Annotated in this window: 20 protein-coding genes and 1 pseudogene; 14 read left to right on the forward strand and 7 right to left on the reverse strand. The window is 35.3% G+C overall.

Annotated features, from left to right (window positions below; translation table 11 throughout):
- The first annotated feature begins 7 nt into the window (after positions 1 to 7).
- From AC1Q6O_RS08200 to AC1Q6O_RS08215, 4 genes are all read left to right on the forward strand, one after another.
- Complete coding sequence (locus AC1Q6O_RS08200) at positions 8 to 178, forward strand: hypothetical protein (protein WP_492401043.1); 171 nt, start codon at positions 8 to 10, stop codon at positions 176 to 178.
- 156 nt (positions 179 to 334) lie between these two features.
- Positions 335 to 490 carry a hypothetical protein gene (locus AC1Q6O_RS08205; RefSeq protein WP_008179775.1) on the forward strand — a complete coding sequence of 52 codons (156 nt, stop codon included), beginning with the start codon at positions 335 to 337 and terminating at the stop codon, positions 488 to 490.
- 426 nt (positions 491 to 916) lie between these two features.
- The gene (locus tag AC1Q6O_RS08210) at positions 917 to 1,750 is read left to right on the forward strand and encodes a GNAT family N-acetyltransferase (protein WP_239355052.1); all 834 of its coding nucleotides are present in this window, start codon (positions 917 to 919) and stop codon (positions 1,748 to 1,750) included.
- A 271-nt stretch (positions 1,751 to 2,021) separates the two neighbouring features.
- A complete protein-coding gene (locus AC1Q6O_RS08215) occupies positions 2,022 to 2,558 on the forward strand; it encodes a CueP family metal-binding protein (protein WP_170844062.1) in 537 nt (178 codons plus the stop codon).
- A 140-nt stretch (positions 2,559 to 2,698) separates the two neighbouring features.
- On the opposite strand, the pseudogene AC1Q6O_RS08220 reads toward AC1Q6O_RS08215, so the two are convergent.
- A pseudogene (locus AC1Q6O_RS08220) lies at positions 2,699 to 3,827 on the reverse strand (IS3 family transposase).
- Positions 3,828 to 4,105: 278 nt separating this feature from the next.
- Positions 4,106 to 4,441 (reverse strand): helix-turn-helix domain-containing protein, encoded by a 336-nt coding sequence (locus AC1Q6O_RS08225; RefSeq protein WP_089984717.1) that lies wholly within the window; start codon positions 4,439 to 4,441, stop codon positions 4,106 to 4,108.
- Positions 4,442 to 4,859: 418 nt separating this feature from the next.
- Here AC1Q6O_RS08225 and AC1Q6O_RS08230 point away from each other — a divergent pair, with 418 nt between their 5' ends.
- On the forward strand, positions 4,860 to 5,474 hold the full coding sequence (locus AC1Q6O_RS08230; RefSeq protein WP_089984715.1) for a hypothetical protein: 615 nt from the start codon (positions 4,860 to 4,862) through the stop codon (positions 5,472 to 5,474).
- A 22-nt stretch (positions 5,475 to 5,496) separates the two neighbouring features.
- The gene (locus tag AC1Q6O_RS08235; protein ID WP_139150934.1) at positions 5,497 to 6,009 is read left to right on the forward strand and encodes a DUF8837 domain-containing protein; all 513 of its coding nucleotides are present in this window, start codon (positions 5,497 to 5,499) and stop codon (positions 6,007 to 6,009) included.
- 1,788 nt (positions 6,010 to 7,797) lie between these two features.
- On the opposite strand, the gene AC1Q6O_RS08240 is transcribed toward AC1Q6O_RS08235, so the two are convergent.
- Entirely contained in the window at positions 7,798 to 7,929 is a 132-nt protein-coding gene (locus tag AC1Q6O_RS08240) for a hypothetical protein (RefSeq protein ID WP_258954896.1), read from the reverse strand.
- Positions 7,930 to 8,010: 81 nt separating this feature from the next.
- Positions 8,011 to 8,211: a hypothetical protein gene (locus AC1Q6O_RS08245; protein WP_036125393.1), complete on the reverse strand. Its 201-nt coding sequence runs from the start codon at positions 8,209 to 8,211 to the stop codon at positions 8,011 to 8,013.
- A 147-nt stretch (positions 8,212 to 8,358) separates the two neighbouring features.
- Between AC1Q6O_RS08245 and AC1Q6O_RS08250 the strand changes: the two genes are divergently transcribed.
- The 4 genes from AC1Q6O_RS08250 (at position 8,359) to AC1Q6O_RS08265 (ending at position 11,240) form a co-directional block, all read left to right on the forward strand.
- Positions 8,359 to 8,706: a hypothetical protein gene (locus tag AC1Q6O_RS08250; RefSeq protein ID WP_008179767.1), complete on the forward strand. Its 348-nt coding sequence runs from the start codon at positions 8,359 to 8,361 to the stop codon at positions 8,704 to 8,706.
- Complete coding sequence (locus AC1Q6O_RS08255; RefSeq protein ID WP_089984711.1) at positions 8,690 to 9,328, forward strand: O-methyltransferase; 639 nt, start codon at positions 8,690 to 8,692, stop codon at positions 9,326 to 9,328. Before AC1Q6O_RS08250 ends, AC1Q6O_RS08255 begins: the two co-directional genes overlap by 17 nt.
- A gap of 60 nt (positions 9,329 to 9,388) precedes the next feature.
- The gene (locus tag AC1Q6O_RS08260; RefSeq protein WP_090001687.1) at positions 9,389 to 9,946 is read left to right on the forward strand and encodes an isochorismatase family protein; all 558 of its coding nucleotides are present in this window, start codon (positions 9,389 to 9,391) and stop codon (positions 9,944 to 9,946) included.
- A gap of 409 nt (positions 9,947 to 10,355) precedes the next feature.
- Positions 10,356 to 11,240 (forward strand): AraC family transcriptional regulator, encoded by an 885-nt coding sequence (locus AC1Q6O_RS08265; protein ID WP_043990647.1) that lies wholly within the window; start codon positions 10,356 to 10,358, stop codon positions 11,238 to 11,240.
- An 11-nt stretch (positions 11,241 to 11,251) separates the two neighbouring features.
- Here the strand turns inward: AC1Q6O_RS08265 and csaA are convergent, their stop codons facing one another.
- The 3 genes from csaA to AC1Q6O_RS08280 form a co-directional block, all read right to left on the reverse strand.
- Positions 11,252 to 11,584, reverse strand: coding sequence for a chaperone CsaA (csaA, locus tag AC1Q6O_RS08270; RefSeq protein ID WP_008179754.1), 333 nt, complete (start codon positions 11,582 to 11,584; stop codon positions 11,252 to 11,254).
- A gap of 99 nt (positions 11,585 to 11,683) precedes the next feature.
- Positions 11,684 to 11,860 carry a hypothetical protein gene (locus tag AC1Q6O_RS08275; protein WP_008179752.1) on the reverse strand — a complete coding sequence of 59 codons (177 nt, stop codon included), beginning with the start codon at positions 11,858 to 11,860 and terminating at the stop codon, positions 11,684 to 11,686.
- A gap of 114 nt (positions 11,861 to 11,974) precedes the next feature.
- On the reverse strand, positions 11,975 to 12,691 hold the full coding sequence (locus tag AC1Q6O_RS08280) for a hypothetical protein (RefSeq protein WP_089984706.1): 717 nt from the start codon (positions 12,689 to 12,691) through the stop codon (positions 11,975 to 11,977).
- Positions 12,692 to 12,989: 298 nt separating this feature from the next.
- Between AC1Q6O_RS08280 and AC1Q6O_RS08285 the strand changes: the two genes are divergently transcribed.
- From AC1Q6O_RS08285 to AC1Q6O_RS08300, 4 genes are all read left to right on the forward strand, one after another.
- Positions 12,990 to 13,274, forward strand: a complete 285-nt coding sequence (locus AC1Q6O_RS08285) for a DUF5316 domain-containing protein (protein WP_239355053.1) — start codon at positions 12,990 to 12,992, stop codon at positions 13,272 to 13,274.
- Between the two features lie 22 nt (positions 13,275 to 13,296).
- Positions 13,297 to 13,515: a hypothetical protein gene (locus AC1Q6O_RS08290; protein ID WP_492401044.1), complete on the forward strand. Its 219-nt coding sequence runs from the start codon at positions 13,297 to 13,299 to the stop codon at positions 13,513 to 13,515.
- Positions 13,516 to 13,621: 106 nt separating this feature from the next.
- Entirely contained in the window at positions 13,622 to 13,930 is a 309-nt protein-coding gene (locus AC1Q6O_RS08295) for a hypothetical protein (protein WP_008179743.1), read from the forward strand.
- Between the two features lie 108 nt (positions 13,931 to 14,038).
- On the forward strand, positions 14,039 to 14,458 hold the full coding sequence (locus AC1Q6O_RS08300) for a hypothetical protein (protein WP_008179741.1): 420 nt from the start codon (positions 14,039 to 14,041) through the stop codon (positions 14,456 to 14,458).
- Positions 14,459 to 14,654: the final 196 nt, after the last annotated feature.

Raw genomic sequence — 14,654 nt, forward strand, 5'->3', positions numbered from 1 at the left:
TAGAAAAATGAGAATCATTCACATGCTCATTGGCCTGCTCATTACATGTATTGGGCTTGCCCTGCTAAATACAACGATGGATACAGCCATTCGAAACAGGATGGTGAAAGTATATGGCATTATCCTTATGTCTATTGGGGTGTTCTATCTTAAAAAAACGGCAAAATTGGATAAGTAATAGCCCCGTTAAGGAATTGGTTCTTTCAATTGACTGGGTTTTAATAGGAATAGTGGAAACTTATGCTTATAGGGTGAGAAAGTATTGGGAATTTTCCTTTTTATAGAAGGTTTGCTATACTTTATGTCGAATATATATCATTGAAGAGGTGATTGTATGGACAAAGAGATATCAAACAACTATCAATATCCTGAACACCTAGCCATTCAAGATGGAATCGAAAAGACAGAGTTATATGTCATAAAGATAACAAAGGAACAAGTGGATAGGTTGATTGAGGATATCGATCAAACATTAAAGGCGTCTACCTGACGTCTTTTTTATTCTGGGTTTGCATCATTCATAGTAAAGAATAGTCCTGCCCCGAAGTAATCAATACTGGAAAAGGTTCCCTCATTTATTGGTGAATCAAAACGTGCAGTTATTAGCTTTACTTCATAAAAAGTTATAAAATGGTAATAAATATTAAATAGTACATCCGAACTTTTAGAATGAAAAGAGTTAGAAGGACTTAATTTAAGGATTTTACCCTATATTTCTTTAGTACAGATAAAAAAATAAAATCAGTAGGCATAGGGGATTTTTCTAGGGAGAAGTAGACATTCACTCAAGTTAAAATGTACCATCGCTACGTCATTTCATAGCGCCTGTATAAAGCATTTTTTTCTTAAAAAAACTATAGGAATTTAAATACAAACAAATATTTTATCTAGATTATGAAAGGAGCTGAGCTGTTTTATGATTTATAAATTGGATAAAAGAGACTATTATAAAATAAAAAGGTTACTACAAACACCTGATCAGAAGAATGATTTAACATTAAATTCCATAATTAATGGTATGAACAGAGGGACAATTTATGTAGACAATCCGCAAGAACCCAATACAGCACTAATAGATGTAACAGGAATAAGCAGTATTTTTATTGGGAATGCGACTAATCAACAGTTTATTGATTCTTTACGTGATTTTCTTGATAAGGAATTAAAAATGGATACTTATGAATCGTGTGGTGGAACCTGGTTTATTGCAGTCATAAAAGATGAGATATGGGAACAAGTATTAGAGAATGTTATTGATGATAAAGAATACGAACCAGATTATGAGCTGTATTATCAATTCAATCCTGAGGCTTTCGTTTCTTTAAAAGAGCAATACAAACCTTTACCGGATAATTATCTTATAAAAAAAATTGATACCGAAGTCATTAAGAACGATCCAGATGGGATTCTTTCTGAAGTAGTAGAAGAGGTTTGGTATTCAATTGAAGACTTTAATACTCATGGACTGGGATATTGTATCATAAGGGATAATAAAATAGTAAGTGCATGTTTTTCTTGCTGTGTACACGAGAATAAACATGAAATTAGTGTTGAAACATACGACGAGAAACACATGAATAAAGGATTAGCCACTTTAGTGTGTTCTGCATATTTAGATGATTGTATAAAAAATGGACTAATACCCCAATGGTCAACGATGGAAACAAACCTTGAATCTAAACGTTTAGCAAAAAAATTGGGCTTTGAATTTGAGTCAAAACTAAAAACATTGGAGTTTGAATGGAAATGATCATGAGATACTCTTTATAAACTATGAAAGGATTATAATATTAAATATTCAGAATTTTTTTGCTGTAACTTTTAAAAATCAATCATATATCAGCAACATTGTCACGTTTGTTTCATTGGAATGGATTTGAGTCTCCAATACTCAAATAAATAAAATCTGTTTGTCATTAATCTATTTTTCCTCTGCACAATTTCTTCTTATTTATAGTTTATAGTATAAGTCGTCAGCGTTTTACAAAGTAGAAAGAATGAGGAAATTAGAGGTGAATAAAATGAAATTAAAAGCTTTTGCTGTAACTTTGCTTACTACGATTGTCCTAGGTGCTTGCAATGGAGAGAGTACTAATGACGATAACCCTAGAAAAGAAGTGGAGATGCAAAATATTAAGGAGTTGGTGAATGAATATAGCGGGAACAAAACAAAAGACGAATCTGCTTCAATCACATCAAACCAGCTGATTGTAACTGATAAAGAAGGAATTGAGTCAGCATATGCTTTGCCAGAAGACGAATTTTTTGTTTCTGTAGCTCCTTACATAAATGAAACTCACCCTTGTACTAACCATAGCTTGACGGGTTGCCAAGGAGAGCTGGCTAATAAGGATATAGCTGTCTATATTGAAGACTCAAAAGGTAATGTGCTAGTGAACGAAACCATGAAAACTCTAGCTAATGGATTTATTGATTTATGGCTACCTCGTGACCAAACGTATAACATAAAAATGGAGCACAAAGGCAAAACTGTAAAATCGTCATTTTCTACTTATGAAAGCGATGGCACTTGCATTACAACAATGCAATTAAAATAAAAAAAGTAGGGTTGTCCAAAAAGTCAGTGAAAGCTGATTATTTGTGGCAGCCCTTTACTATTTATATTTTTAAAATTATAGGTTTAGATTTTGCATTTAAGTTGCATTGTTTGGTATGTCAACACTAAACTGCACAAAAATTATAAGGTCTGTTGCTTGAATTCCACTGGGGTAAATAGCCTAGTGTCCCGTGAATTCGAATGTTATTGAACCAATGAACATAATCATCAAGTTCAAGAGCGAGCTGTTCAAGAGTAGAGAAATGTGCTCCGTTAGCGAATTCGGTTTTAAATACCTTAAACATCGCCTCAGCCACGGCGTTATCATAAGGGCATCCCTTCATGCTCAGGGATCGCTGGATTCCAAATGTTTCTAGGGCTTTTGAAATGAGCTTATTATCAAACTCTTTTCCTCGGTCTGTATGAAACATTTGTATGTCGTTCAAGTTACCTCTAATACTTACTAGTGCTTGATAAACCAGCTCTGCTGTCTTATTTGCACCAGTACTACGGCCAATGATTTCACGATTGAAAAGGTCGACAAATAAGCATCCATAATGCCATTTTGTTCCGACACGGACATATGTTAAATCACTCACGATGACAGCCAACGGCTCTTTTTGCTCAAATTGGCGCTGTAATTCATTTTTTATCGGCCCTTCATTACATGTTGAGTTATGCACCTTATACTGTGCTACTGTATAGTTTGATACTAGTCCAAGACCTTTCATTAAACGACCAATTCGACGACGTGATACGTGTTTTGGCTCTGGTAATTTACTTAGTTCTTTCTTGATTTTACGCGTACCATAATTATTACGGCTTTCTTTGAAAATACGAGCAATCTCTTTGGAAATCTCATTATCTTCAGTTTTTAGCGCACGTTTGCCACAAACTTCGGCATGATAGTAATACGTACTTTTCGGAATATTAAGGACGTCACACATTGCTGATACTGAATATTTGTGAGCGTTATTTCGAATCACATCTATTTTCGTCCCATGATCAGCGCTGCTTGCTTTAAAATATCATTCTCCATCAGTAAACGTTGATTTTCTTTGCGTAATCGAGCTAGTTCGTTATCTTCTTCAGAGGGATTATCTTTGGCAGCGAATGAACCGGTTTCTTGATGGTTTTTAATCCAACGGTCTAAAGCCGAAGGCGTTATATCGTACTCTCTGGCAATATCTGCACGGGATTTTCCATTTTCATAAAGTTTTACTAATTGCAATTTAAATTCAGATGTAAAAGTTCGACGTTGACGTGACATAGTAGCACGCTCCTTTAAGTTGGTAGTCTAAGTGTACTAGCCCTTATTTTTTATGTCCAACTTAGTGTAGCCGATTCAACCAAAAACCTACGAGGATAGGGGGTGTTGAGTGTGACGGGTTACAGCATCATACTCATAGTGTGACAACCAGAAAAAGGGTCTCTATTCAAATTAGAATCCTTATTTTATTTTGGTTGAAGAACTATGAATTATGTCAGTTATAACTAGCATCTTACCAAAAAACGATAGCCACTTGAATGTCCCCCTAATCTCGATAGCTACTGGACCTGCTCTTTTAATCCAAGATAATCATTGATGGCAAACAATAAATAATCCAATTCTCTCTTAGAGTGACGATTAGATAATTCACCTAGCAAGTTAACAGTTAATTGGCCTTCCGTTATTGTATCTGAATGAACCAATTCTTTTGTCGTGATCCCCATTATCTTGGCAAAGTGTTCAATGCGATCTGATTTTAAAGTACGTTCTCCTTTTAACATAAGTCCTACAAGTGATTTACTTACTCCTAATTGTTCAGCTAGCCATTGATATGATTTATCCTCAGCTTTCAACCATTTAATTACTTTGCTTATTACGATGTCGTTAGTTTTCATATCCTACTCTCCACCTATCTACAAATATCATATCATTCAATATTAAACATCCATAACATTTTTATTCAATCTATGCAACTAAATATTGCATCATTGAGAATTAAATATAAGTGGATAAGTTTATTAAAAAATCGGGTACTTTCTGAAATAAGGAAAGCGTCTTTCTTTATGGAAAGTTCTGAATTATAGAACAAAAACAATGCCCACAGAATTTTTAATCCAACTTTATTATAAATAATCATTCTTTTTTTAAACTACAATTTATATGGCTATACTAAGCTTGTTCAAATCTAGTAGGTTGTTAATAAAAATATATAAATTAATAATATATTATCTATCTTTAAGTATAATATAGTAATTTCCATCATATGTTAAATACTATAGCAATTAAAAGTAGTAAAAGTGAAGGTGGGTATCCGTGAAATATAAAATTATTCCAGGTCTTTTACTAATAATCTTACTATCAATTATCGGAGCATTAACAATAAGGGACAAACTATTTGCAACTGAACTAGAGAAAGGTTCTTATAAAGTGGATTCTTTTGAATCACTACCCAATAAGGAAATAACTTTATTAGAAGCATATGACATAGGGATGGACATAGCAAAAGAATACGATAAAAATTCGGAACTTATTTTTATGAATAGTGTGAATGATGGCAAAATAAATGGTTCAGATGGAAAAAAAGGAAATTGGCAAGGGTATATTACCTTACCTAACAAAAGACTAAGTATCATATTTGTTATCGAAAAGGGGAAACTGAAAAGTTACGATGTAATAGATAGTGATGAACAACTGCCTATTAAAGATGAAGATATAAAAGTAGATAGTAACGAGGTTGTAAAAAAAGCCATATCTGAATTTAAATTAGAACCAGGAAATGATAATTTTTTGAATGGTTATCATTTCCGTCTAATAAGAGATGAGAAAAATGTATTTTTGGGGGTGGGAGGTCAAAAAACAGGCAAGAGAGCAGAAATCTATTTCAATCCTAAAAACGGAGAGTATTTAGGAGGAATTGAAAAAAAATAAACCTTTACAGGAGGAATCAAATATGAAAAAGATTCCTATAATTTTAGGAATGTTATTTATTTTAGGAGCATCTATACTTTCAGAAAGTACTTTAGCAGCAACATATGTAAATCAATCAGTTACCGCATATGTAGCCGATCAGGGTAGTCTGACTTATCATGGTACTGTTCCAGTTATGTATAGTACTGCTGCAGTTCGCCCTAAAGTGTGTGGGAATGCATTATCGGGTACAAAATTTCCTGCTGGAACAATAATTACAACACAGGCCGGATTACCATTCCCTGACGCTCGTTTAAGAAGTACTTTCCAAGTTTACGATATGGGAGATGTTAAGTGTGTAAAAAATGTAACTCCTAATTGGTTTGATATCTTTTTTGGGACATCAGAAAATTATCAACATGCTATAAATTTTGGATTTAATACAGCGAGTTATAATACTAGTTCAACCTTATCAGCAGAAGATTTGAATTCGGAAGACATAAACAACACAGAAGAATTTATAAAAGAAGAAGAAAAAGAGGCTACAAATAATTAGTATTTGGTTGTTCTTAATGAAAAATTTTTGTTCGATAAGTGCATTATCAGCGAGTGTACCTTTACAGGACATACTCATGGTAATGCCTTTTCTTTTTAAGCTTATTGTTAACGACAAACTTTGTGTACACCGTACCTTGGCATTATGCAACGTTCAACCTTCAGGAATGTCCTATATACCGTATATGTAGCCTTGGAAAAAATAAAACTACAACATATTGAAAAAAATGTCCGATAGTGTAAAATTACACTTATGAGTGGTTTTCGTTATCAATATAATATGGGAGTATATATAAATTGAAGAGGTTTATTAAAAGTATTTTGTCTTTATTTCCAGTTCCTTTCTTATTTCATTTTTACGAATTTAATTGTCATCTTGCTAGGCAACAAGCTGATTTTTTGTTTCAGGTATTTCTAGTGTTCATAATTGTTGTAGGTATTTCATCGAGAAACATTAAATTGCCTTTGTTCATTGGCTTGAATTTTATTATGACCGTTATTTCTTTGATATTTGGCTATTTTTTCATAGATGATGATGGAGGTTGGTTTAAACCTTTTGGCAGAGATGCCGCCATTGTATTTGTTTCAATTATTTATATTCTAGGGCAATTAATTATAAGATTATTTAGCAGGCTAGTTCATACTAACAGCCGAAGTAATAAGTAAAGATGAAAAGAAAGGAAGTAATTCTCCTGGATAGATCTCTTTTTCAAAGGCTGCTAACAAAGTATTGTTTTTTTATTATATAAACTATTTAATTTAGCTAAATAATAAAGTATGTGAAAAAGTTACTTAAACTAAAGGAGAGCTTTAGTTTAAGTAGAAATATGCTTTTGATCTTTCACATTCGGGCCAAATCCTATAATAGGAGTTGTGTTTTTTTAGTAAACTCTCTTTAAAAGTGGTTTTGCATACTTGAAAGATTTTGTGCAGTAACAATGTATCAATTCGATATGTAAAAATAACCAACTAGTAGATAAATGAATATATATAAAACCGTTATATATAAATATATTGCTGTTGAGCCTTTATCATTTCTAGCTTGAAATAATACTACAATTGAAAGAATTACTACTAGTATAAAAGGGATTATTTGCCAGTTGTGAAAGCGAAATGGTTATAGGCTGCTTTATTATTTCAGTCATATTGCCTCCGAAAAAGAAAGAATTCAATTCATTTTATCAATATTTTAGTTAAGTGATACCAGTAAATTCTGGGAACCGAATATAGCCTTGCAAGGAGCAAAATAGTACTGAACAATTTGAACACATCATGCAATAGCTTATAGTCATATGAAGTAAGTTATATTCTAGGTAAAAGGATTCCTAAGTTTCTCTCAGACTTAGAGATAGACATCTAAGGGAAGCTTCTTTATCTATTATCAGACTGTATTTTGCTGTTCATTTAAAATTTTGAAGTATTGTGCCATACTAGAGAATTAATTTGAAATAAATAATCTGTTAATTTCTAAAATTCTAAATTGATGTATTTGTTGTATATATTTCTTTATTGCGTGCATGCTATAAAATGTTATTTGCAGGTGTATGGAAATCACAAAATTAATTTAGAAAGTAGTGGATTTCCTTTGAATTAAATAATTTCAAATCCTATATATTTTGCAAACGAATTACAAATAATTACAAAACTTAAGACAGGCAACAATAACAATATACTATGATGGAACTGCGGGAATACCTCCATAGATGTAGAAATAGGAGCAACTATTTTTTTTTACTCTAATTATTGAAAAATTAGTTAATCAAACAAACAACAACCAAATCTAAAATTTTTAGATATAACCACTAAAATTCTCCGCTTCCCATTCATGAATAGCATGCTGTTCTGTCTCCAACACCTTCTCCATATAAATGATAGTCGTTTCTATCTTTTTATGACCGAGGGATTTCATAATTCTATACATATATGGAAAGTATATTTTCCAGCTAGCCTTTTGTCCGAACGATAGTTAAAAATGACTGGAGTATCTATCTTATGTAAAACCTCAATCCTTTTGACATGAAAAGGAGTAGTTAAGGGCCAAATAATCACGAATGATTTTAGGATGTCCGCCATTTTCAAGACAAAGTTTACTCGCAATTTTAATTTCCTTCTGATTATAGTGAGATTGCGCACCAATTAAAAATATGCCTGACAGTATCAATAATGTGCCAATCGCCAAAACATATTTTATGACTCTTTTCAATACACGTACCTCCATTTCAAAAGTAATCGGTATCCCTAGTATATGTTGAACGATGAAAGCAATATGTTAATTGACTTATTGTATACACTTGTATACAATATTTTTAAATCAGCGTATACGTTTGTATACAAAAGGAGTGTTTAATGAATGAGAGGTTCAGGTTTTAGAGAGCATATGAAGGAAGGTCATCATCGAGGTGGTCGTCACAGAGGAATGGAGGGAACGGCATCACGTGGAGCAAAAACGTTCCGAAGAGGGAGAGCCATTGCCTTTTTAGAAACGTTAAATGTGAAACGTGCAACGATTAAACAGCAATTAGAAAAGCCCGAGTTTCAATCCATTCAGCAAATTTTAGTAGGTGAGTTAAAGGCCATTGATATGGTGATCCAAGAATTTAGCCAGCTGTTTGATATACATGAAAGCGAAACAGTAGAAACTGCAGTTGATCATTCACAGATAGAAGAAGGAGATTCTGTGCATGAAAAAAGTGAATAACTATATTGATACGGTATTTGCCCAGCAGGACCCCATTCTTGAGAATGTTATAGCTTCCATTACGGAACAAGGTATGCCAGCCATTTCTGTTTCTCCTTCATCAGGAAAGCTATTGACGATGCTCGTATCGCTTACAGGGGCTCAGGATATTTTAGAAATCGGTGCATTAGGTGGTTATAGTGGCATCTGTCTAGCGAGAGGAATGGCAGATGAGGGCGCATTAACCTCACTAGAATTAGAGGAAAAATATGCACAGTTAGCTGCACAAAATCTTGCCAATGCAGGCTTTGCTGAACAAGTGACCTATCTCACTGGGCCTGCCCTTGAAAGCCTTGAAAAGCTTGTAGCTGATGGAAAACGCTTTGATTTTTTCTTTATTGACGCGGATAAGGAAAATTACGAGCATTATTTAGCATATTGTATAAAACTAGCAAATACTGATGCATTAATTGTCACGGATAATGTATTAGCAGCGGGTAGTGTTGCAGACCCAGAAGTGACACCAAAACGATATACAGCCATCATGAAGAAATTTAATCGTCTGGTGGCGAACCACCCACAATTGGAGTCAATTCTTTTACCTATTGGGGATGGCATAACCGTTTCTAAGGTAAAAAAATAATAAAGATTAGTCCTCCTTTATGGTAAAGTATGGTTAGTAACTGAAAAAGGAGAGATGCGTTTGAAACAAGCGTTAGTTGTGATTGATGCACAGCAAGAACTGATAGAAGGTAATCAGGAGGAACAAGCTGTTTATCGCAAAGAAGAATTACTAGAGACCATCAATAAGGTAATTAAAAAGGCTATCGAGGAAAATGTTCAAATTATTTTTGTTCGTGATCAAGATGTGGCTGGTGGAGAGGGAGATGGCTTTCAAGTACATAAAAAAATCCATGTTCCAATATCAGCTGTCTTTTTTGACAAACTCGCTACCAATGCATTCTACAAAACTGGGCTGCTGGAGTATTTAAAGGATCATGACGTGCAGCATTTGGTAATGATGGGGTGTAAAACCGAGCATTGTGTGGATACTGCCGTCAGATCAGCCACTGTTCACGGCTTCGATGTCACAGTTGTCGCTGATGGACATTCGACGAACGGCTCCAAGCATTTAGTACCAGAAGCCATGATCGCACATCATAATGACATATTACACGGTCATTACAATGTTGACCATTTCTCGCTGGTGCGTCATTCAGACGAAGACTTATTTGAACCTAGCCATTCAACCTACCGCTAACATAATAATGACCAAGAATTTTAGTTCTTGGTCATTTCTTATACGTTCTTGATGATCAAACTACTACATAGAAGACGTTATGATAGAGCAAAAGCTTGTCCAAAAGGATGGAGTTTTTTCAGAAATGGAAAGCAGTAACACATTTTTTGCTCCAAAAAGTGGAATACAAGCTATGCTTAATCCTTCTTATTCATAGGGCCACTGTGCGAGCAGTGACCCTAAGTATCAAGTCAGGAGGTGTAAGGCTAAAATTAGCTTTACACTATTATATGTATGTGAAAGTAACTTCGAAAGTTAGTTATCTGCCTGTTCGATAGATTATTTTTTTGAATGGCGACTAAATCGGGCACAATATGTCGGATGACTCAATTCTATTCTTGCTATTGTTGTGAAAAGGGAGGTTATTCAAGTGGATTCATGCACACGACTGAATGAAGCGATTGCCTATATTGAGGCCAATTTGACCAATGACATTGATATGAAGGAAGTGGCAAGTAGAGCGTATTGTTCTGAGTATCACTTTAAACGAATGTTTTCTTTTCTCGCAGGCATCTCGCTCTCCGAATACATTCGTCGGAGACGTTTGACACTGGCCGCTCTTGAATTGTCGAACGCCTCTTTGAGAATCCTCGATATAGCAGTTATGTATGGTTATAGCTCAGCAGATGCTTTTACAAGAGCCTTTCAGCACTTACATGGGATTACACCTTCAGAGGCGAGGCAAACTGGCCAAACATTCAAAGCTTTTCCACGGATGACCTTCCAATTGACCATCCAAGGAGGAATTGAAATGAATTACCGACTCGAGCAAAAGGAAGCTTTTCGCATCGTTGGTTTGATGAAACGCGTACCGATTATTTTTCAGGGAGAAAATCCGGACATTGTGAAATTGGCGCAATCCCTAACAACCACAGATATTGAGCAACTTAAAAAGCTGTCTAATGTGGAACCTAAGGGCATCATCCAAGCTTCTACAAATTTTTCAGAGGGGCGAATGGAGCAAAAGGGAGAACTCGATCATTATATTGGCGTGGCTACTACAGCAACAATCCCTGGGCGCTTTTGCCAACTTGCTGTCCCAGCGAATACATGGGCTGTCTTTACAGTGGTCGGACCTTTCCCGCAAACACTTCAGGAGACGTGGGGCCGCATTTATGCTGAGTGGTTTCCATCTTCCAGCTATGAACAGGTTGCTGGCCCTGAAATTGTCAGTCTTGCGAGCACCGATTTTTCATCACCAACCTTTACAAGTGAAATATGGATACCCATTCACAAAAAAGAGCCTCTTGCATAATGCATGGCTCTTTAATGTATTTTTGTTCCATTGGGTACATGCTGATCAGGTGTTAACAGGATGACGTCTCCCTCACCTGGCACTCCACCAATGACTAACACCTCTGACTTAAAACCGGCAACGCGGCGTGGGGGGAAATTAACAATTGCTACGACTTGCTTTCCGACCATTTCCTCTGGCGTATAACGTTTTGTAATTTGGGCGGAAGACTGTTTAATACCGAGCTCTTCACCAAAATCGATGTTCATTTTTATTGCTGGAACACGTGCTTTTGGTAGCTCCTGTGCTTCCAAGACCGTACCAACTCGTAGATCAAGCGCTGTAAAATCTTCAAATGTGGCCATTATTCAACTCTCCTTCATGTCAACTATATTATCATGCTAACATTATGTGGGAAATTATTCAAAATAAAAAAGAAGAGCACATAGAGTGCCCTTCTTTTCTTAACGACGATGCTCTACCAGGTCAATAGCTCCTAACACAATATGAGCTAAACCAAAGCCAAAAATGGTGTTGGCCACCATTTTATTAGAGCCATGCTTTTGCTTCATGGCATATCCTGCCGCTGTGACAGCCGACCCGAGAATAGTTGGGATTAAACCTTCACGAACATTATTCATAAAATTGATCCCTCCGTCGTATGATTCGGTATAAGTTTCATACCATACTTACTATGAACGTTTGCAGCGTATCCTATACGAATAAATAATAGGTTGAAAATATACGGCTGTCATTTATTGTTGAATAGGTGCTACTTTTATTTGATCGACCATAAATTCGTTCTTCGTATGATCGAATTTATAGGTAATGTGGAAATCAGCCACATTTATAGGAAAGACACTAGCCGCAAGGGTCAATTTTATCTTTTGATTTTCTAAATAGTAAATCGTTATCCCACCAAAACCTAGTTCATCCTGCTGTAATTCTAGCTCTGGATCGACATGATAGTCCAAGTGATATTCCTTGCCCAGTGCTTGGCCCGTAATCGTTAATGTTTCATGATCCTTTTTCACAACGTTTGACTCAATATGTTGAGCAACAATTTCCTCATAATGAGGGACCTTTATTTCTTGTAAGTCCTGATCTACTATATGAATATCATAATTATCTAGCCCAGTTCCTCTGCCAGTTTGAATGATGATAACAGCTTCTTCTTTGCCATCCTCCGTCATATCTATGTAAAACACTTGTGGCTCGGTTCCTGTATCACCAGGGTTGTTCCAATTAAAGTCCTTCACCTTCCCATTAATCTCTAGCTTTACGCTCTCTCCATTCTTATACAGTTTTACTTCTTTATGGTCAGAGGCCCCAATTAATGTGGCATCTATATGTGTTGGGCTGTGGGCTTCCTTCGAAATTCGTTCTTCTGTTGGATCATCTTTTTGATCTGATTGGCATCCTGAAAATATAACTGTACTTAACAATAGCAATGTACCAATTTCTTTTTTCAATCGTATCTACACCTTTCTTAATCTTTGTAAAATCTATGTCATTTATCACAAATAGCTGCAAGCAATAATGGGGAAGAAGCCGATATACATAAGCGAACTATTACTACAGAAATTTTTTCTCCCTCTACAAAGTGGGCTTAGTAGAAAACAACAAGACGACTTCGTACATTACAATAATTTACAAAATAAAGCAAATTCCTCTTTATATTATATAGTTGATGTAATAAATATGAAAATTTTGGATTTATTGAAACGAAAATGAAGCCTCAATCGTATACTAAAGTAAAGGGGGGCGGAAATGAAATATGTAGGCATCGGAACAATATTGTCCATCCTAGGTGTAGTATTTTCAATCCTAATATGGGGTACAGAAAAAGCGCATTTACTTTCTGGATTGGTAGGTGGAATATTCATAATATTCACTCTGTTGGTGTCAGGTTCGATGGGGAGTGGGGATAGAATGCGGGCTAATTTTGCAACAGCAACAAAAGAAGATAGGGACGAACGCAATCATATGATGAATAATGCTTTATTGTTAGCATTACCAAATATTATTGTCGCTATCTTTGCGTATTATATGTGATCATACCAGCTCAATTGAAAGGATGATGTGTACCTTAGATAAAGAAAAAGATTTTTATTCAGAAGCATCTAGATATACACTTGCAGTTGTTCTCTTCACACTCATCATTTGGGGCATCTATGATTGGCGAAACGCAACACCCAATGGTTTTCAATTTTTATTAATAAATGAAATTGTTATCACTCTTGGGATTACACGCTATATTTTGAAGAAACGAGATCAAAAAAGAAAGCGCTCTTAATAATCTTTACATAGATAATCAATAAAAGTGTCACATCTACCCTAGGTGTGGCTTTTTTTGTTGCATTTAATAAGTAAAAGTACATTTGCAATAGAGAGGTGGTACTATGCAATTAACAGATGGTACACGGACGTTTGAAACGGATATAATTGATGAAGCTGCTAGAAAAAAGGAACGTGATGAGCAGGAGCGGGAGATGCTTAATGCCTTTGCACGCTATGCATATCTTCGATACAAGCAAATACGGGATAAGGTCAATCCCCGTAAATGCAAATACATGTATATCCATCAAGTTCGCCAACAATTAACTTCACCCGCTAGACTGCAACGTGTTTGCAATCTTGTAGGCATGACGGATGAAGAAGTACTTTATATTGTAGAATTTGTCCGCAAGTATTTGAAATACGTCAAATAAAAGCCTCATCGTTGAATGGGGTTTTTTTACATAATTTCTAGGGAGAATTGTTTCTCAATACCCCACTCCATATAGTATGATGAACGTGGATAAAGGAGTGAAGCGATTTTGAGATTCATTAAATGGTTAGTTGTTTTTATTATTCTCATTGGTATAGTTGGCTATGGTGTATTACATTTTGGCACGAAATTTGCGTCCGAAAAAATTGTCAATACACTTTCAACAGAATTAGAGAATAGTGGACAAATGGAAGAAATAAAAAATACGATTGAAAATGATCCGGAGTTAAAAGCCTATATGGAAGAGGCGAAAACGGTTGATAGTAGTACGTTACCGTTTACATCAAAAGAAGATGCTACGAAAGTAATCATTCAAAAGGTTGGCATTACAGAGCTCAATGATATTCGTGTGAAATTACAAGATGGCTCCATGACAAAGGAAGAAGCATTGCAACAGGTAGAAGGAAAATTATCAGATGAAGAAATAGCTGCATTAAAAGTTATTATTTATAAAGAACTGTACGAATAAACAAGGCCGCAAAATGGGCAGTTAGCCTAGCAGAGGCACTTACTAAATGGTAAGTGTCTTTTTTGCTGTATATGTATGCAGAAGGCCATTCTCTGAAAACGACCACAAATTTTAGTGAATTAGAAAAATTGTCCCCTTTTACAGCATGCCCGTTTATATAGATAGTACAGAGATTAATTGTAGGGGAGAGGGGTAG

The sequence above is a fragment of the Lysinibacillus sp. GW823-FHT06C08 genome (genome assembly GCF_058795135.1).

Excerpts from the sequence above, each read along its gene's own strand:
- AC1Q6O_RS08200 (WP_492401043.1), top strand. The coding sequence starts at position 8 with ATGAGAATCATTCACATGCTCATTGGCCTGCTCATTACATGTATTGGG.
- AC1Q6O_RS08205 (WP_008179775.1), top strand. The coding sequence starts at position 335 with ATGGACAAAGAGATATCAAACAACTATCAATATCCTGAACACCTAGCC.
- AC1Q6O_RS08210 (WP_239355052.1), top strand. The coding sequence starts at position 917 with ATGATTTATAAATTGGATAAAAGAGACTATTATAAAATAAAAAGGTTA.
- AC1Q6O_RS08215 (WP_170844062.1), top strand. The coding sequence starts at position 2,022 with ATGAAATTAAAAGCTTTTGCTGTAACTTTGCTTACTACGATTGTCCTA.
- AC1Q6O_RS08225 (WP_089984717.1), bottom strand. The coding sequence starts at position 4,441 with ATGAAAACTAACGACATCGTAATAAGCAAAGTAATTAAATGGTTGAAA.
- AC1Q6O_RS08235 (WP_139150934.1), top strand. The coding sequence starts at position 5,497 with ATGAAAAAGATTCCTATAATTTTAGGAATGTTATTTATTTTAGGAGCA.
- AC1Q6O_RS08240 (WP_258954896.1), bottom strand. The coding sequence starts at position 7,929 with ATGTATAGAATTATGAAATCCCTCGGTCATAAAAAGATAGAAACGACT.
- AC1Q6O_RS08250 (WP_008179767.1), top strand. The coding sequence starts at position 8,359 with ATGAGAGGTTCAGGTTTTAGAGAGCATATGAAGGAAGGTCATCATCGA.
- AC1Q6O_RS08255 (WP_089984711.1), top strand. The coding sequence starts at position 8,690 with ATGAAAAAAGTGAATAACTATATTGATACGGTATTTGCCCAGCAGGAC.
- csaA (WP_008179754.1), bottom strand. The coding sequence starts at position 11,584 with ATGGCCACATTTGAAGATTTTACAGCGCTTGATCTACGAGTTGGTACG.
- AC1Q6O_RS08275 (WP_008179752.1), bottom strand. The coding sequence starts at position 11,860 with ATGAATAATGTTCGTGAAGGTTTAATCCCAACTATTCTCGGGTCGGCT.
- AC1Q6O_RS08285 (WP_239355053.1), top strand. The coding sequence starts at position 12,990 with ATGAAATATGTAGGCATCGGAACAATATTGTCCATCCTAGGTGTAGTA.
- AC1Q6O_RS08290 (WP_492401044.1), top strand. The coding sequence starts at position 13,297 with ATGATGTGTACCTTAGATAAAGAAAAAGATTTTTATTCAGAAGCATCT.
- AC1Q6O_RS08295 (WP_008179743.1), top strand. The coding sequence starts at position 13,622 with ATGCAATTAACAGATGGTACACGGACGTTTGAAACGGATATAATTGAT.